Here is a 15,235-nt window from a genome sequence, read left to right as displayed (position 1 = left end):
TCACCGGCACCAGCCCCGCCAGCGACACCAGACTCTGATCATCGAACACCGCTGACTCCGCGGCGAACCTATGCAAAACTTGCACCCGAAGTGCCCTTCTGAACCGGACCGATCACTGCCTCAACACCAGCGATCTTCCCAGTTCAAAGGGCATTTCTCCATTCACACCACCCCAACCTGACAGTAACCGATCGGTGGATCGAGGCTAAGGCTTGGCGGGGCGAACAGGACAGCCCAGGCAGGTCCAATTGAACCGCGTCAGGAACATCACTGAGACACAGCGCGGCCCTGGCGGATACCGGTCGCCAGGGCTGCGCTTTCGGAGTTGCCGGGCCGTGGACCAACTGTGCAGGTTTCACGATTTTCATCGTGGCGCCGGCACACGTCCCGGCTGGGCTGAGCGAGTTCGCAGGTCCTATATTCGGCGCTGCCCGCCTTCGAGCCCGGCGACCACGCGGACGGCTTCGGCGATGGTGCGGTAGTCCTTGCGCAGGATGCTGCCGTGGTTGCTGGGGACTTTCGCGTGGATCTCGATGTTCGGGTTGCGTTCGACGACCTTGTCGAGGCTGGCGCGGATGCGTTCCTGCTGGTCGCCTCTGCTGCCGAGCGAGGACCCCGAAGCATTCACGTAGCGGGTCGGGACGCTGATGTTGTCCATCACCGGGCCCAGGACTCGTTCGCGGGCGATCTCGCCGGCCTCGATGTTGCTGTCGGCCATCTGTTCGGCGGTCATGCGCGCGCCCCGCCCCGTCACCCACATCAGCGGCATCAACCAGCCCAGCCGACGCCACAGTTTCCGCATGCCCTCGATATCGACCTCGTCGATCCAGTCGTGCGGTTGGGCGCCTTCGACCAGGACCGCGCCCACGGTCCGGTCGGGGTTGCGGCTGGCCCAGTGCGCCGCGACGAAGGCCCCGTAGGACCAGCCGATCGCCAGCACCCGCTGCGCGCCCCTGGCCGCGAGCACGGCGTCGATATCGGCGACGTTGGTTTCGAACGAGTAGTCCGCCGAGGTCCTCGACTTTCCGCGGGCCCGCATGTCGTAGGTGATGTGGCGCCACCCCGGCCCGAGTTCGGCGATCACCGGGCGCCAGTTCTTCTGGGTGGCGACGTGGCCGTTGACATAGAGCACCGGGATGCCGGGGCCGCCGGTGTCGGTGACGGCCAGGGCCGTGTCACCGACCGGCACCATGCCGGTCCACGTCGAATCGACCGGGGAAGTGCGGTTGTTCGTCATGTTCTGCTCCTGATGGTGTCTGGGCGCTGATGCTTCAGAGGCTGCGGGCGATGATGTCGCCGCGGGAGGTGGTGGCCCGGATGTCGAGTTCGGTGGTGCCGTCGTTCTTCAAGGAGTTGCCGACTCGGCCGTGGAGAGTGTTCGCGTCCAGGGCGGCCGAGACACCGGCAGCGGCGGCGACCGAAATGTCGCCGGACTGGGTACGGAGCACGACCGTGCCACGCACGGCCTCGGCGATCTGGATATCGCCACAGGTGGTGCTGATGTCTGCAGGGCCGGTGAGGCGGCCGATTTCGACGTTGCCGTCGATCGCGGCGAGGCTGACACTCGCGGCCTCGTCGATCTCGACCCGGCGGGCGCCGCCGAAGGCGACCTCGCCGAGGCGTCCGACGCCGCGGAGCTCGCAGCCACCCACAGTGGCTTCGATACGGGAACCGACGGGCAGGTGCACGGTGACCTCGAGAGATTCGGAGGGGCCGAAGAGTTGGTCGCCCGGAGCCGCAGCCGTAATCCGCAGAACACCCTCGACGTAGGTGACGGTTGCACGCTCGGCGACCTTGATGTCGCGGCTCTTGCCGGGGTCGACGGGTGTGCGATTCCCCTCGTACCGTGGAGGCCGGACTGTAGAGGAAGGCCATGGCGGAGAAGAGACGGAAATTCGATCAGGAGTTCAGAGATGGTGCGGTGCGGATCGTGCGGGAGACCGGGCGTCCGATCGCGCAGGTCGCTCGTGAGCTCGGGATCAACGAGGGCACGCTGAACAACTGGGTCTCCCGGGACCGGCAGCGGCGCAGCGCGGCGGACGGGGGCAGGTTGACCGGGTCCGAGCGTGAGGAGCTGCTGCGGTTGCGCCGGGAGAACGCCGAGCTGGCGATGGAGCGTGATGTCCTCAAGCGATCAGTGGTCCTGTGGGTGAAGGAGGCGACCAGGTGAGTGTGGCCGGGTTCATCGCCTCCCAGAGGACCGAACACGGTGTCTCGCACGCCGTCGCCTGCCGCGCTCTCGATGTCAGCGAGTCCTGGTTCTACAAGTGGCACGACCGCGAACCGACGCCGCGCCGGCAGCGGCGCCGGGAGTTGACCGCCGCGGTCGAAGCGGTGTTCACCGAGTCCGGTTGCACTTACGGCAGTCCCCGGGTCGGTGATGAGTTGCGTGAACAGGGCTGGGCGGTGTCGGACAACACGATCGCCCAGGTCATGGCCGACAATGGGTGGGTTGCGCGGAGGGTGAAGCGTCCGCGGTCGACAACGCGGCAAGGGAAACGGCCTGCAGCACCGGATCTGGTGCGCCCTCAGTTCACCGCGGTCGCTCAGGACGTTCTGTGGTGCGGTGATGTCACCGAGATTCCCACTGCTGAGGGAAAACTGTATCTGGCGACGGTGGAGGACCGGTTCTCCGGTCGGCTACTCGGCTACGCCACCAGTGCCCACCACGACGCCGAACTCGCGTGTGCCGCGCTGCGTATGGCCGCAACCACCCGCGGTGGGTTCGACGCGGTCGACGGGGTGATCTTTCATTCCGACCGTGGCAGCGAGTACACCGCAGCGGCCACCAACGCGCTGTGCCGGTCGCTGGGCGTGGTGCAGTCGATGGGCCGGGCCGGTTCGGCCCTGGACAATTCACCCGCGGAGTCGTTCAACTCGCTGCTGAAGGTCGAGGTCGTGCACCGTCACCGGTTCCGTACCCGCGTCGAGGCCGGTATGCGGATCGTCACCTGGATCACCGGGTTCTACAACCCGAAACGCCGCCACAGCCTCTGCGGCGGCATGTCACCGATCAACTACGAAAACCAGATGGTCGCCGTCCGCGCGGCGGCCGCAGCGGCCCTGTCACGAGACGAGGCCGCATAAAGGAACCCTCCACGGTTTCAGGGGATTGACAGTGCGACCTCGACGGTGGTGTCGGCGCGGATGCGTAACGGCGGGCCCACCGCCTACCGCGCCGACCTGGCCCATCGCGCCACCGAACGCCGCGCCCAGCAGCGCCGCCGGGCCGCGCCCCGAGGGCAGCAAACACCGACGCAAATGCACGGACGCGATACCGAGGCCGTGCGCGCCTATGAGGAGACGTTCACCACCCTGCTCATGGCACAGGGCATGCCCAGCATGATGGCTCGGGTACTTACCTGCCTTTTCACCGCTGACACCGGCAGCTCTGCAGTGTCCGAACTCGTCGCGCGCCTGCAGGTCACCCCGGCCTCGATCTCGAAGGCGATCGCGTTCCTCGAAAGCCAAGGCCTGGTCCGCCGAGAACGCGATGAACGCCGCCGCGAGCGCTACATCGTCGACGACAACGTCTGGTATCAGGCGACGATCGACAGTGCCCGCGGCATGGCCGAAGTCGCCGAGATCACCCGCCGCGGCGTCGACATCTACGGCCGCGACACTCCGACCGCCACCCGTCTCGCGAACATGGCCCGCTTCAGCGACTTCATCAGCGAAAGCATCCTGCGCGCCGCAGAGCAGGGCAGCGAGGTCCTCTACGCGAAACCCGAAACCAGCTCGACCGGCACCACCGAGTCGAATCCAGAACATGGATAGCTGCGCGGATCGACGCGGCAGGCAAGCCTTTCCGGGGAAAGGTATTCCATCGACCACACGAGCAGGAGCTCGTCGAGTTCATCGAACTCGAATCGACCGGACGGATGCCATCCACGGTATCGCTCGCTCGGAAGCCCGGCTCCGGCGCTGCGATCCTGCGGGGCAGGTATGAAGCCTCGGTGCGTCGCCTGCGACGGTGTTCACAAATAGGTAGTTATTGGACGAATCAACTCGATAACCACCGTTAACCAGCGATGATAATGAGCTCACCTGTCCAGGAATGCTTCGGTTGATGAACAGCTTCGAACACCTCCAGCGTCGAACTCGCGGCCTACAGGGAAGTCGGTGGCAGCATCGTGGTGTGGTCGCGCGGGTGGAGCTGACAGCGTTGAAGTTGCCGTGGAGGCTGACCCTGGAGCAGGGATGGGAAGCGTTCCGGGCTGGCAATCCTCCCGTCGGTGCTGTGATCACTCGTCCTTGGTCTATGGCTGGTTGTTCCCACCGGCTCGAAAGACGAACCGCAGGGACCGAGCAGCCCGGAAAGGGTCCAGCAAGAAGTCGCCGAGCCCGCACCACCTGCGGCCGAAGAGCCCGCACCACCAGCGCCACCGGTTCAGGCCCCGCCGCCGCACGGCTGTTACCCGTTCCAACCCAACTGCTGAACCCGTCATACTTCGGTTATGGGGATCGAGTCGCCACGGAGGCATGCACGCGGGGGACGTCTGGGCGGTACCAACGTGAGGGGGTACACCCGCGTCACCGACAGGCCCGCGCCACGGCGGGGTGGCGGCCGGTCACCGTACTACCCCGGATCGCGCAGCGCCTCGGTCATACCGACCCTGTGGGCCCTCGGCGCGTTGCTGGTCGGCGGGATTCTCGTGCTGGTCGTACTGGCCCTCACCCACATGGACTCACCCACCGAACGCACCGAGGGGCCCTGTCGCGCCGTCGACGGTCGCGCCCGCGAAACCCGCTGCCCCGCCGCCGGCGTGCTTCCCTCTGGCGCCCTGCTGACGGCAGCCGCACCGCCTCGATCAGTCTCCGCACCGGTGTCTCGAAACCTAAGTAATGAGACAGCAGTATGGTCGTGGCAACCACGTAGGTTCGGCTGCGGCGCGCTTTCGGGCCCGGACCGGCCTCATGGCGGCGGGCCGGGCCGCTCGGCCGCCGCCGTGGCGGCAGCCAGGCAGAAATCCCCCAGCCGCGCGATCTCGGCGGGGGTCGGCTCGGTGTCCGACCACAGATACTCCGACAACCTCCCGACCGTCGCGTAGGCGACGAGACCGGCCACGAATTCCGGTTCGGCGACGCCCAGTTCGGCGAACGGCGCATGCAGCAGCTCCGCGAGCCGGCGCGGCGCCGAGCCGGCCTGCCCGGTCACCAGGTCCACGCCCAGCCCACCGGTATGGCACAGCACGGCCCGGGTATCGGCGGCGAGCGCCGGCTCGGCCTGGGCCAGGATCGCCGCCACCCAGCAGCGGACGCTCGCCCGCGGTTCCTCCTCCTTGGACATCCGGTGCGCGACATAGTGCGCCAGCCGTTCCGCACCATCGGCGAGCACCGCCGCCATCAGTGCGTCCTTGGACCGGAAGTGCCGGTAGAACGCATCGTTGGACAACCCCGCGGCGGCGACGATATCGGCCACCCGGGGACGCGCGTCGGCGCCACATCGCCGCACCTCATCCAGGGCGGCATCCAGCAGCCGGCGAATCTCGCCGGCGTATTCCGCCTCCCGTTCGGCCACCGCCTTCCGGGCGATCCGGCCGACCAGCTCCGACTCGGCAAGAATTGCATTCTTCTTCACGAGAAGTATAGTCTCACGACACGAGAGGAGGCGCAAATGGCATAAGATTTCGAGACCGAACCCGATTTCCAGGCGAAACTCGACTGGGCCGACGCGTTCGTACGCGACGAGGTCGAGCCACTGGATCTCCTCTGGCCGCACGAACAGTTCGTACCCCTGGAGGGCGCCCGGCGGGCGGCCGTCGACCCGCTCAAACAGCGGGTCCGTGACCAGGGGCTGTGGGCCACCCACCTCGGCCCGGATCTCGGCGGGCAGGGTTACGGGCAGCTGAGATTGGCGCTGCTCAACGAAATCCTGGGGCGCAGTTCCTGGGCACCGATCGTCTTCGGCTGCCAGGCTCCCGATACCGGCAATGCCGAGATCATCGCGCACTACGGCACCGCCGCCCAGAAAGAGCGGTACCTGCGGCCACTGCTCGACGGGGAACTCTTCTCCTGTTATTCGATGACCGAACCGCAGGCCGGCGCCGACCCCACCCTGTTCCGCACCCGCGCCGTCCGCGACGGGAACGACTGGGTGATCAGCGGCTGGAAGTTTTTCTCCTCCAATGCCCGCACCGCCGCGTTCCTCATCGTGATGGCCGTGACCGACCCGGAGGTGAGTCCCTACCAGGGGATGTCGATGTTCCTGGTGCCCGCCGACACCCTCGGGATCCATATCGAGCGCAATATCGGCCTGGCCGGCGAACCGCTGAACGACGGCTCGCACGCGCTGATCCACTACGACGATGTCCGGGTGCCCGCCGAGGCCCTGCTGGGCGAGGCGGGGCAGGCGTTCGTGATCGCGCAGACCCGGCTCGGCGGGGGCCGAATCCATCACGCCATGCGCACCATCGGGCTCGCACAGAAGGCCCTGGACATGATGTGCGAACGCGCGCTGAGCCGGGAGACCGCCGGCAGCCGGCTCGCCGACAAACAGTTCGTACAAGGGTATATCGCCGATTCCTACGCCCAGCTGAAACAGTTCCGGCTGCTGGTGCTGTACACGGCCTGGGAGATCGACAAGTACGACGACTACAAGAAGGTCCGCAAGGACATCGCCACGGTGAAGGTGGTGATGCCGGCGGTGCTGCACGATATCGCCTGGCGGGCCATGCAGGTGCACGGTGCGCTGGGCACCACCAATGAACTGCCCTTCTTCACCATGATCCACGGTGCCGGCATGATGGGCCTGGCCGACGGACCGACCGAGGTGCACAAGATGACCGTCGCCGAACAGGTTTTGCGTGACCACCGGCCCAGCGACGACCAGTGGCCCACCGCATGGATCCCGCGCAGGCTCGACGCGGCGCGGGCCGAGTACGCCGAATACCTGGAGAACGAGGTGGGCAACCAGTGATCGATATCGCGCCGCTGGCGCAGTGGATGGACGAGGCCGGGCTCCCGGGCGCGGGGGAGCCGCTGGAGACCCGGTTCCTCTCGGGCGGTACACAGAACGAGATCTACGAGATCACCCGCGGCGAGCACCGCAGTGTGCTGCGGATACCACCGGCCGGAGCCCCGGCCGACCGGGACAACGGCATGCTGCGCGAATGGCGGATCATCGAGGCGCTGCACGGTACCGACGTTCCGCACACCGAGGCGGTGGCGGTCTGCACCGACCCCTCGGTGCTCGGCCGCACGTTCTACCTCATGGGATTCGTGGACGGCTGGTCACCGATGGATCACCGCCGGGTGTGGCCGGCGCCCTTCGACACCGACCTCACCACCCGCGCCGGACTGGCCTATCAGCTGGCCGAAGGCATCGCGCTGCTGTCCAAGGTGGACTGGCGCGCACGCGGGCTACACGACCGGGGGCGGCCGGACGGATTCCACGAACGCCAGGTCGCCCGGTGGACCGGTTTCTTCGAGCGTATCAAGGGCCGTGACCTCGACGGAATGGAAACCACCACCCGCTGGCTGCGCGAGCACCGGCCCCTGGACTACATCCCCGGCCTCATGCACGGGGACTACCAGTTCGCCAATGTCATGTACCGCCACGGCGAGCCCGCCCGCCTGGCCGCCGTGGTCGACTGGGAGATGGGTACCGTCGGCGATCCGAAACTGGACCTGGCGTGGATGGTGCAGAGCTGGCCGGCCGACACCTCGGCCCCCGACACCGCCGAAGCCGGCTATGTGGACATGCGCGGAATGCCCTCTCGCGACCAGGTGGTGGCGCACTACGCACAGGTTTCGGGCCGGCAGGTCGACGATCTCGACTACTACCTGGTCCTGGCCAGATGGAAGCTCGCGATCGTCCTGGAGCGGGTTTCCAGCGGGCGGGCGACGACGTGAAACTGCAATCTTTCGGCCCCATCGTGCCCGAACTCATGCGCTCGGCGGCCGAACTCACCGAGACGACGGAGTACACATCATGAACAAGTCGGGCCCGCAGGCGGCAGCGGAGCGCAACGACGGAGGACCCTCGGTCGTGCATGAACTGCACCGTGAAGACGTTGTGCGAGAACATGAGCCCGATCGGCTCGTCCAGACCGAACCAGCCCGGGAAGTACAGCGGTGGCTCGATGACGAACAGGTAGACCAGGGAGGCGATCCATAGGGCCAGATTGGTCGGGTCGCCGTCGCGCCGTAGCCGGCGGATCGCGTGCGCCAGCGCGAAGACGGCGCCGGCGACGACGAGCAGCTCGAGCACCGGCAGGGTCCAGTTCGCGAGGTCGGCGGGGTTGCGCAGGGTGGCGAACGGATGGGCGTCGGCACACTCGAATCCGAGGTCGGCGACCAGACGCTGAGCGGTCGCGTCGCAGGTGGCGTTCATGCGCTGATGGTTCCACCCGTACCCCGGCCGCGGGCCGCTATCGGCCGACTGTGCCGGCGTCGCCTCCAAGTCGTACCCGGCGCCCGCCACCCTGCGACATCCGCGCGACTACCGGGCCGATACCGGCGAACCGGTCGCCGAACAGTAACCGGCCCCACAGCCGTGGCTCGACCGTCCTCCGGACCTCGAACCGCCACCGCTGCCCCGCGCCCGCGCCGAAGCCCGCTCCGACAGCGATGCCGTGTTCGAGGGCGTGACGACCGAGGTGGTGCACACAGTGGAAAGGTTGCTCGGGGCGGGACAATAGCTACGGCGGGGTTCCTCGTCTCGGCGCCGTCGCGGCACCGATCCCGACCCGCCGGCCGCGCGTCATTCGGAGATACGGGCTTCGATGCCGTCGAGGAGGAATTCCAGGCCGATGCGGAAAGTGCGGTCGGCGTCGAGGTGGGCGGCGTCGCGGATCACCGTGGCCAGCGCGGGGTATCGGCCGGTCGCGAAGGCCCGCTCGAGATAGGGCCCGAAGGTGGCCTGCCACTGCCTCTTGTCCATCCCGGTGGCCCGCTCGGCGCGCTGCTCGGTGATCTCCCGGCGTATCGCACCGACCACATACGCGTTGACCGCGTCGGAAACCGGCATGACCATGTCCACGTCGAGGCAGCCCATCGCGGCCACCACGGCCTCCCCCCTGGCCATTGCGTGCGGCCCGAGCTGGGGCCGCCCTCCGATCAGGTCGGCGAACCATTCGTGCCGGTGCGCGGCCTGCCGGGTGGTTTCGGCAAGGGACCGCAGCACCTCTCGCCAATTGTCTCCGACCGGCCGGATCTCGGCGTAGACCGCGTCGACCATGAGGTCGAGCAACTCGTCCTTGGTGGCGATATAGCCGTACAGCCGCATCGGTCCCACCTCGAGTGCGGCGGCGACCTTGCGGAGCGATACCGCCGCCAGGCCTTCCGCGCCCGGGTGCTGCACATGAACAGCATCGACACCGTCGTGTACGAACGCGAGACCGCACGCGACGCGCGGGGTCAGGGCGGCATGCTCGACATCCACTCCGGCCAGCGAGCGCTGCGCGCGGCCGGTCTGCTCGACGAGTTCTTCACGATCGCCCGGGGCGAAGGCCAGGACATGCGCCTACTCGAACCGGACGGCACCCTCCTGCTCCAGGAGGACACACCCGAGGACGCCCCACTCGCGCGACCCGAGGTCGACCGCGCCGACCTGCGTAACCTGCTGCTGGATTCCGTCCCCGCGGAGGTGGTGCGCTGGGGGCACGCGTTCGCCTCCGCCGAGGACGGCCTGCTGCATTTCGCCGACGGCGGCAGTACGACATATTCGCTGCTGGTCGGCGCGGACGGCGCGCAATCGCGGGTCCGCGCGCTACTCACCGACGCCCACCCGGCACATATCGGCCAGAACGTCGTCGAGGTCGGCATCCCGGATATCGACCGCACCCACCCCGATCTCGCGGCCATGGTCGGACGCGGCAGCTACTGGGTGCTCGGCGACGGACTGTCACTGGCGGCGCAGCGCAACGGCGACGGCCGCGTCCGCATCGGCCTCAGCTTCTACAACACCGGCGAGGACTGGTTCGCCACCAGCGGAATCCCGTTCGACGACCCGGCCGCCGCCCGGGCCCGGCTGATCGAACTACTGCCCGGCTGGGACCCACGGTTCACCGCACTGATCGCAGCCTGCGACGACACGGTCGTGCCGCGGGCGATCACCACGCTTCCCGCCGGCCTGACCTGGCCGGCGAAACCGGATGTCACGCTGCTCGGCGATGCCGCGCACCTGATGCCGCCGGTGGGCGAGGGCGCCAATATGGCACTGCTCGACGGCGCGCTGCTCGGGCTCGCGCTGGTCGCCCACCCGGACGACTTCCCCGCCGCCCTCTCGGAATACGAACGCGAGATGTTCGAACGCACCGGCGCCGCCGCCCGGATGTCCGCGCGGATCCAGGAATTGCTGATGTCTCCGGACGCCGCCCGGCACATGCTCGAGTTCTTCCAACCGGACCACCGGTAAACGGATCCGCCCGGCCGGCCGGCGAGTCCCCGCCGGAACTCAGACCGGACGTCGTCGCACGGAGTCCGAGATCACCGAAGCCACGAACTTCTCGACTGCCGAGGTCGTCGGGGGGCCGGCGTCACGGTCCGTGAACAACAGATGCCCGCCTCCGACCAGGGACAAGGTGAGGGAGTCGATATCGGCCTCGGCCGCGATGCGGCCCAGTTCCCGCTCGTCGGCCAGGTACGCCGCGATCGCGGTCGTCATCTCGGCGAGGATCGCCATGCCGCCGCCGGCGCGCTCCCGGCGCAGTCGGGCGCGCAACTCGTCGCGAAAGGTGACGAGCGGGAGGATCGCCACCGGAACCGGTCCGAACAGGGTAGTCAGCGCGCCGGTCAGGTTGGCGACCACCGTGCCGCCGCCGGCGGACGCGCGGAGCGCCTCTCCCTGCGCTTCGAGCCGCGCGGCACGATCGAGAACCAGTGCGGTGAGAAAGCCGTCGAAGTCGGCGAAGTGCCGGTGCAGAACCCCTTTGGCGCAACCGGCTTCGTCGGTGACGGCCCGGCTGGTCAGCCCGTTCGGCCCGGCGCGGAGCAGCACGCGTTCGGCAGCGTCGAACAGTTGCTGCCGCGCGTCGCGAAGGTGTACCCCAGTCGGCACTCGGAGATCCTCTCGTGCATCGATCCTTGACACAATTGCACAGTGGGCATGCGCCCACTAGAGTGGGCGCATGCCCACATTACCGTCGGAGCACCACGAATCGTCCCCACCGCCCACGGCGTCCCCACGAATGGCCACCTCGTTCGGCGTGGACGCACAGCGCTACGACCGGGCCCGGCCGCGATACCCCGAGGCACTGGTGGCGCGAATCCTCACCGGAACTTCCGGAGCGGACGTGCTCGACATCGGCTGCGGTACCGGCATCGCGGGCGATCAGTTCCGGGCCGCAGGGTGCACGGTGCTCGGTGTCGAACCCGATACGCGGATGGCCGAATTCGCGCGTGCCCGCGGTCTACGGGTCGAGGTCGCCACCTTCGAGGCATGGCAGCCGGGAGATCGCATGTTCGACGCGGTCGTCGCCGCCCAGTCGTGGCACTGGGTGGATCCGCTCGCCGGCGCCGTGAAGGCCGCCGGCCTCCTGCGCCCGGGAGGACGGCTGGCGATCTTCGGTCATGTGTACGAGCCACCCGCCGAGGTGGCGGAACCGTTCGCCACCGCCTTCCACCGGGTGGCGCCGGACTCCCCCTTCAGCGGCCAACCGGCTCGACGCCCCCTCGAGCTCTACCGAGCCGGATACGCGGAATTCGCCGACCGGATCCGTGAGACCGAGCAGTTCGCCGAGCCCGAACTGTGGCAGTTCGACTGGCAGCAGTCCTATACCCGCGACCAATGGCTGGAGCTGCTCCCCACCACCGGCGGCCTCACCCGGCTCCGCCCTGATCAGCTGACCGAGATACTGGACGCGGTCGGCGCCGCCATCGACTCGCTCGGCGGATCATTCACGATGGACTACACCACGCTGGCCACGACCGCCGCCCGCGCGAGCGCTTCCTGAACACCCGCGCTGCCGGTCGTTTCCGAGCGGCGTCCACGGCACCGGCGGGGTTCGGCCGCATCCCCTCGAAGCCGGAGCCGACAGTCCGGATCCGGGACAGCGAACTCGCCGATCGCCGGCGCGAGGCGTCGGCGATCGGCCCGGGTCGCCGTGAGTTCTCGGCGGCCCCGGCCGTCACCCGCCTGGCCGCATGGCTTTGAGCAGGGCGTCGACGAGCGCGTCGGCGTACTCGGGGGTGAGGGGGCCGGACCGGAGCAGCCAGCGCTGATAGAGAGGCGCGTACAGCAGTTCGAGTGCCAGATCGAGGTCGGCACCGGCGTCGAGTTGCCCGGCGCGCTGGGCGCTGCGCAGCCGTTCCTTCTTGGCCTCGTCCAGCGGGCCGGCCAGTTTGGCGTGGTACTGGGCGGCCAGGGCGGGATCGTTGATGATCTCGGTATTGAGCGCGCGGATCGGCCTCTCGAAGGCAGGGTCGGCGAATTCGGCCACGGTCGCCCGCATCACGACCTTGAGGTCGGCCGCGAGGTCGCCGGTGTCGGGCAGCGCCGTGCTCTGGTCCGGTCCCTCTTCGCTGAGCGCCAGGAAGGCGTCCAGCACCACCGCCCCCTTGGAGGGCCACCACCGGTAGATGGTCTGTTTGCCCACGCCGGCCCGGGTCGCGATGGCCTCGACGGACAGTGCGGCGTATCCCATTTCGGAAACCAGCTCACGGGCCGCGGTGAGGATGGCCCGCCGGGAGCGCTCACTGCGACGGGCGGGGTCGGGTTGCTTGACCATGCCCGGATCGTAGCACCAATGCGAGACGAGACGGTCCGTATTGACATTGCGCGAAACGAGACGTACCGTCTTGTCTCGCTACGACAGATCGAGCAAGAGGAGGTGGAGCCCATGACCCGCGTATGGCTCATCACAGGCGCGTCACGAGGACTGGGCCGGGCGTTCGCGGAAGCGGCGCTCCGGGCGGGCGACCGGGTGATCGGGGCGGCCCGCGATGTCGAGCCCCTCGCCGACCTCGCCCGGCAGTATCCCGACGACCTGGCCCCGATATCCCTCGATGTCACCGACCGCGCGGCGGTGTTCGCGGCCGTGGAGCGGGCGGTCGCGGCCTTCGGCAGGCTCGACATCGTGGTCAACAACGCCGGCGCCATGCTCCTGGGCATGGTGGAGGAGGCGAGCGAAGAGCAGATCAGAGCGCATTTCGATGTGAACCTGTTCGGCGCCGTGTGGATGACCCAGGCCGTGCTGCCACACCTGCGCGCCCAGGGCGGCGGGCGCATCCTGCAGATCACCACGATGGGCACGGGCGGCGGTTTCCCCATGGTCGGCCTGTACGCGGCCGGCAAGTCGGCGCTGGACTCGGTGAGCGAGGCCGTGGCGATGGAGGCCGAGCAATTCGGCGTCAAGGTCACCATCGTCCAGATGGGCGGCTACGACACCGGCTTGTTCACCACAGGCACCACGGCGACCGCCCCCGACCCGCACTACCAGCAGCTGCGCGACGAGCTCACCGAGATGTGGGGCGAGGAAGCCGGTCCCGCGCCCGCGACCGCCGCCCCGGTGATCATGGAGCTGGTGGACCTGCCGGACCCGCCCCGGCGTCTCATCGTCGGCGCCGGATCCTTCGACATGGTCCAGCAGAATCTGCGGGACCGTGCCGCGCAGTACCGGGCCTACGAGCACCTCAGTCGCAAAGCGCCCGGCTGACCCTGTCGGACACCGATGCCGCCCTGCGCCGTCGCCGTCCGCCCCCGTACCGGAGGCGATCGGCACGGGGCCGGGAGCTCGAACGCCCTTCGCCGAGCGGGGGATCGGGGATCGCGGTGAGCTGCCGAAGAGGTGATCGCCCCGGCGACAGGGCCTTCCGAACCGTGACAGTGAGGAGCCAGGAATTTTCGCGGCAGCCGGGCAGGTTCAACGCTGAGGTCGACGACGAGATATCACGGAACCGCGCGGGCAGGTCGGTGCCGATCGCCCGCGGGCATCGGAAGGAACACGATGAAGTTCGCAGTCAGTTACAGCACCGCACATTTCGGTGCCGATCCGGATCGTCTCGCCGCCCATGCGCGGCATGCCGAGGCCTGTGGGTTCGAGGGGCTGTATCTGCCCGAGCATCTGGTGCTGTATCCCGGGGCGCAACTGCACGGTTTCGAGGTGCCGCCCGATCTGCCCTTCACCGACCCGCTGGATACCCTCGCCTTCGTCGCCGGAGTCACCGACCGGATCCTGCTCGGAACAGGGGTGTTGCTGCTGCCCTACCGGCACCCGGTCGTGCTGGCCAAGCAGCTGGCGACGATCGATGTCTGTCCAAGGGGCGGATGCGGCTGCTGTCCGTCGGGCTGGGCACCCTGCCGGCCGAGGCGGCGGCGGCCGGCGTCGATTTCCGCAGTCGCGGGCGGCGGGCCGACGAGGCGATCGATGTGCTGCGGCTGCTGTGGTCCGGCGGCGCGGAGGGGGTGAGCCATCACGGTGAGTTCTTCGACTTCGAAGGCCTGGTCCAGTTCCCGAAGCCGTACGAATCGACCACCCTGCCCGTGCACATCGGTGGTTCGAGCGCGGCCGCCGCGCGCCGGGCCGGCCTGCGCGGGGACGGATACTTCGCGGGGGGAGCGCTGCTTCCGGACGAACGCGCCGCGCAGTGGGAGCTGGCTCGCACGACCGCGGCGGAGGCGGGACGCGATCCCGGACTGCTCGAGTACACCCGCTGGAGCGGAGTGGATATGACCGAGGAGCGACTGGCCGCCTTCACAGCACAGGGGATGACCCGGGTGGTCGTCAGCGCTACCGCCACCGATCCGGCCGAACAGCGCGACGAGCTCGCCGAATTCGCCGAGCGTTTCCTCACCGGGTCGCCCTGACCCGTCACGCTCGACCCGGTCCGCGCGGTTCAGACCGCGCGGACCAGGGCCTGGCGGCCCCGCAGATCGGCCAGCAGGACCTCCCCGCTGTGGAAGACCTCGACATCCTCGCGGGCCTGCTCCGGAATCCCGGCGGCCCCCAGGGCGCATCGTTTGAAGGCCCGGGCCGCCGAACTGAGCGGGTGGTGCGCGGACAATACCCGGCACGCGAGTTCGGCGGGCAACTCGTCACCCCAGACCGCGAGTTCGGCCAGCCCCTTGTCCAGACAGTCGATGGCGCCCTTGCGGACCCATTCGTTCGAGACGAAGACGTCCGGGGCCAGCAGTACGCTCTCGGCCAGGTGTCGTGCACGGGCGAGGCCATGGCGGTGCTGAGATCGAGAACGGTCGCGCCGAGGATCTCGAGCGGGCGGACATCGTCGTGCTCGGTGAGTACGGCGACCACCTCCCAACCGCCCGTCATGCGATCGAAGATGAACCCACCCG

At 68.5% G+C, this 15,235-nt stretch carries 12 protein-coding genes and 4 pseudogenes; 9 read left to right on the top strand and 7 right to left on the bottom strand.

What is annotated here, in order from left to right; all coding sequences use genetic code 11:
* Positions 1-415: 415 nt before the first annotated feature.
* Complete coding sequence (locus ABZV91_RS20360; protein ID WP_355243827.1) at positions 416-1,237, bottom strand: alpha/beta hydrolase; 822 nt, start codon at positions 1,235-1,237, stop codon at positions 416-418.
* 34 nt (positions 1,238-1,271) lie between these two features.
* Positions 1,272-1,688, bottom strand: a complete 417-nt coding sequence (locus ABZV91_RS20355) for a DUF4097 family beta strand repeat-containing protein (protein ID WP_355243825.1) — start codon at positions 1,686-1,688, stop codon at positions 1,272-1,274.
* Between the two features lie 185 nt (positions 1,689-1,873).
* Here ABZV91_RS20355 and ABZV91_RS20350 point away from each other — a divergent pair, with 185 nt between their 5' ends.
* From ABZV91_RS20350 to ABZV91_RS20340, 3 genes are read left to right on the top strand one after another with little or no spacing between them, the layout of a single operon-like run.
* Positions 1,874-2,170: a transposase gene (locus tag ABZV91_RS20350; protein WP_355243823.1), complete on the top strand. Its 297-nt coding sequence runs from the start codon at positions 1,874-1,876 to the stop codon at positions 2,168-2,170.
* Positions 2,167-3,087 (top strand): IS3 family transposase, encoded by a 921-nt coding sequence (locus tag ABZV91_RS20345; protein ID WP_355243820.1) that lies wholly within the window; start codon positions 2,167-2,169, stop codon positions 3,085-3,087. The genes ABZV91_RS20350 and ABZV91_RS20345 overlap by 4 nt, the downstream gene beginning before the upstream one ends.
* A gap of 60 nt (positions 3,088-3,147) precedes the next feature.
* A complete protein-coding gene (locus ABZV91_RS20340; protein ID WP_355243818.1) occupies positions 3,148-3,777 on the top strand; it encodes a MarR family transcriptional regulator in 630 nt (209 codons plus the stop codon).
* A gap of 1,138 nt (positions 3,778-4,915) precedes the next feature.
* On the opposite strand, the gene ABZV91_RS20335 is transcribed toward ABZV91_RS20340, so the two are convergent.
* Positions 4,916-5,581 (bottom strand): TetR/AcrR family transcriptional regulator, encoded by a 666-nt coding sequence (locus ABZV91_RS20335; RefSeq protein ID WP_355243815.1) that lies wholly within the window; start codon positions 5,579-5,581, stop codon positions 4,916-4,918.
* 36 nt (positions 5,582-5,617) lie between these two features.
* Between ABZV91_RS20335 and ABZV91_RS20330 the strand changes: the two are divergent.
* Both ABZV91_RS20330 and ABZV91_RS20325 read left to right on the top strand, forming a co-directional pair.
* Positions 5,618-6,919, top strand: a pseudogene (locus ABZV91_RS20330) (acyl-CoA dehydrogenase family protein).
* Positions 6,920-6,945: 26 nt separating this feature from the next.
* A pseudogene (locus ABZV91_RS20325) lies at positions 6,946-7,937 on the top strand (phosphotransferase family protein).
* A gap of 47 nt (positions 7,938-7,984) precedes the next feature.
* Here ABZV91_RS20325 and ABZV91_RS20320 read toward each other — a convergent pair.
* Positions 7,985-8,335: pseudogene (locus ABZV91_RS20320) on the bottom strand (hypothetical protein); the annotation flags it as partial.
* Between the two features lie 369 nt (positions 8,336-8,704).
* The gene (locus ABZV91_RS20315; RefSeq protein WP_355243812.1) at positions 8,705-9,304 is read right to left on the bottom strand and encodes a TetR/AcrR family transcriptional regulator C-terminal domain-containing protein; all 600 of its coding nucleotides are present in this window, start codon (positions 9,302-9,304) and stop codon (positions 8,705-8,707) included.
* Between ABZV91_RS20315 and ABZV91_RS20310 the strand changes: the two genes are divergently transcribed.
* Positions 9,305-10,360: an FAD-dependent monooxygenase gene (locus ABZV91_RS20310; RefSeq protein WP_355243809.1), complete on the top strand. Its 1,056-nt coding sequence runs from the start codon at positions 9,305-9,307 to the stop codon at positions 10,358-10,360.
* A gap of 39 nt (positions 10,361-10,399) precedes the next feature.
* Here the strand turns inward: ABZV91_RS20310 and ABZV91_RS20305 are convergent, their stop codons facing one another.
* Positions 10,400-11,002: a TetR/AcrR family transcriptional regulator gene (locus tag ABZV91_RS20305; protein ID WP_355243806.1), complete on the bottom strand. Its 603-nt coding sequence runs from the start codon at positions 11,000-11,002 to the stop codon at positions 10,400-10,402.
* 70 nt (positions 11,003-11,072) lie between these two features.
* Here ABZV91_RS20305 and ABZV91_RS20300 point away from each other — a divergent pair, with 70 nt between their 5' ends.
* A complete protein-coding gene (locus ABZV91_RS20300; protein WP_355243803.1) occupies positions 11,073-11,897 on the top strand; it encodes a class I SAM-dependent methyltransferase in 825 nt (274 codons plus the stop codon).
* Positions 11,898-12,071: 174 nt separating this feature from the next.
* Here ABZV91_RS20300 and ABZV91_RS20295 read toward each other — a convergent pair whose 3' ends face one another.
* Positions 12,072-12,671, bottom strand: coding sequence for a TetR/AcrR family transcriptional regulator (locus tag ABZV91_RS20295; RefSeq protein ID WP_355243800.1), 600 nt, complete (start codon positions 12,669-12,671; stop codon positions 12,072-12,074).
* Positions 12,672-12,782: 111 nt separating this feature from the next.
* On the opposite strand from ABZV91_RS20295, the gene ABZV91_RS20290 reads away from it, so the two are divergent.
* Together ABZV91_RS20290 and ABZV91_RS20285 are read left to right on the top strand one after the other, a co-directional pair.
* Positions 12,783-13,598 (top strand): SDR family NAD(P)-dependent oxidoreductase, encoded by an 816-nt coding sequence (locus ABZV91_RS20290; protein ID WP_355243797.1) that lies wholly within the window; start codon positions 12,783-12,785, stop codon positions 13,596-13,598.
* A gap of 291 nt (positions 13,599-13,889) precedes the next feature.
* Positions 13,890-14,749, top strand: a pseudogene (locus tag ABZV91_RS20285) (TIGR03619 family F420-dependent LLM class oxidoreductase).
* Positions 14,750-15,235 lie beyond the last annotated feature (486 nt).

Source organism: Nocardia sp. NPDC004568 (genome assembly GCF_040609955.1).
Classification (GTDB): domain Bacteria; phylum Actinomycetota; class Actinomycetes; order Mycobacteriales; family Mycobacteriaceae; genus Nocardia.
Note: the sequence above shows the minus strand (reverse complement) of the source record. Positions and strands in the feature narration are given on the sequence as shown.

Coding starts and splice junctions, on each gene's coding strand:
- ABZV91_RS20360 (WP_355243827.1), bottom strand. CDS start 1,237: ATGACGAACAACCGCACTTCCCCGGTCGATTCGACGTGGACCGGCATG.
- ABZV91_RS20350 (WP_355243823.1), top strand. CDS start 1,874: ATGGCGGAGAAGAGACGGAAATTCGATCAGGAGTTCAGAGATGGTGCG.
- ABZV91_RS20340 (WP_355243818.1), top strand. CDS start 3,148: ATGCGTAACGGCGGGCCCACCGCCTACCGCGCCGACCTGGCCCATCGC.
- ABZV91_RS20310 (WP_355243809.1), top strand. CDS start 9,305: ATGAACAGCATCGACACCGTCGTGTACGAACGCGAGACCGCACGCGAC.
- ABZV91_RS20300 (WP_355243803.1), top strand. CDS start 11,073: ATGCCCACATTACCGTCGGAGCACCACGAATCGTCCCCACCGCCCACG.
- ABZV91_RS20295 (WP_355243800.1), bottom strand. CDS start 12,671: ATGGTCAAGCAACCCGACCCCGCCCGTCGCAGTGAGCGCTCCCGGCGG.
- ABZV91_RS20290 (WP_355243797.1), top strand. CDS start 12,783: ATGACCCGCGTATGGCTCATCACAGGCGCGTCACGAGGACTGGGCCGG.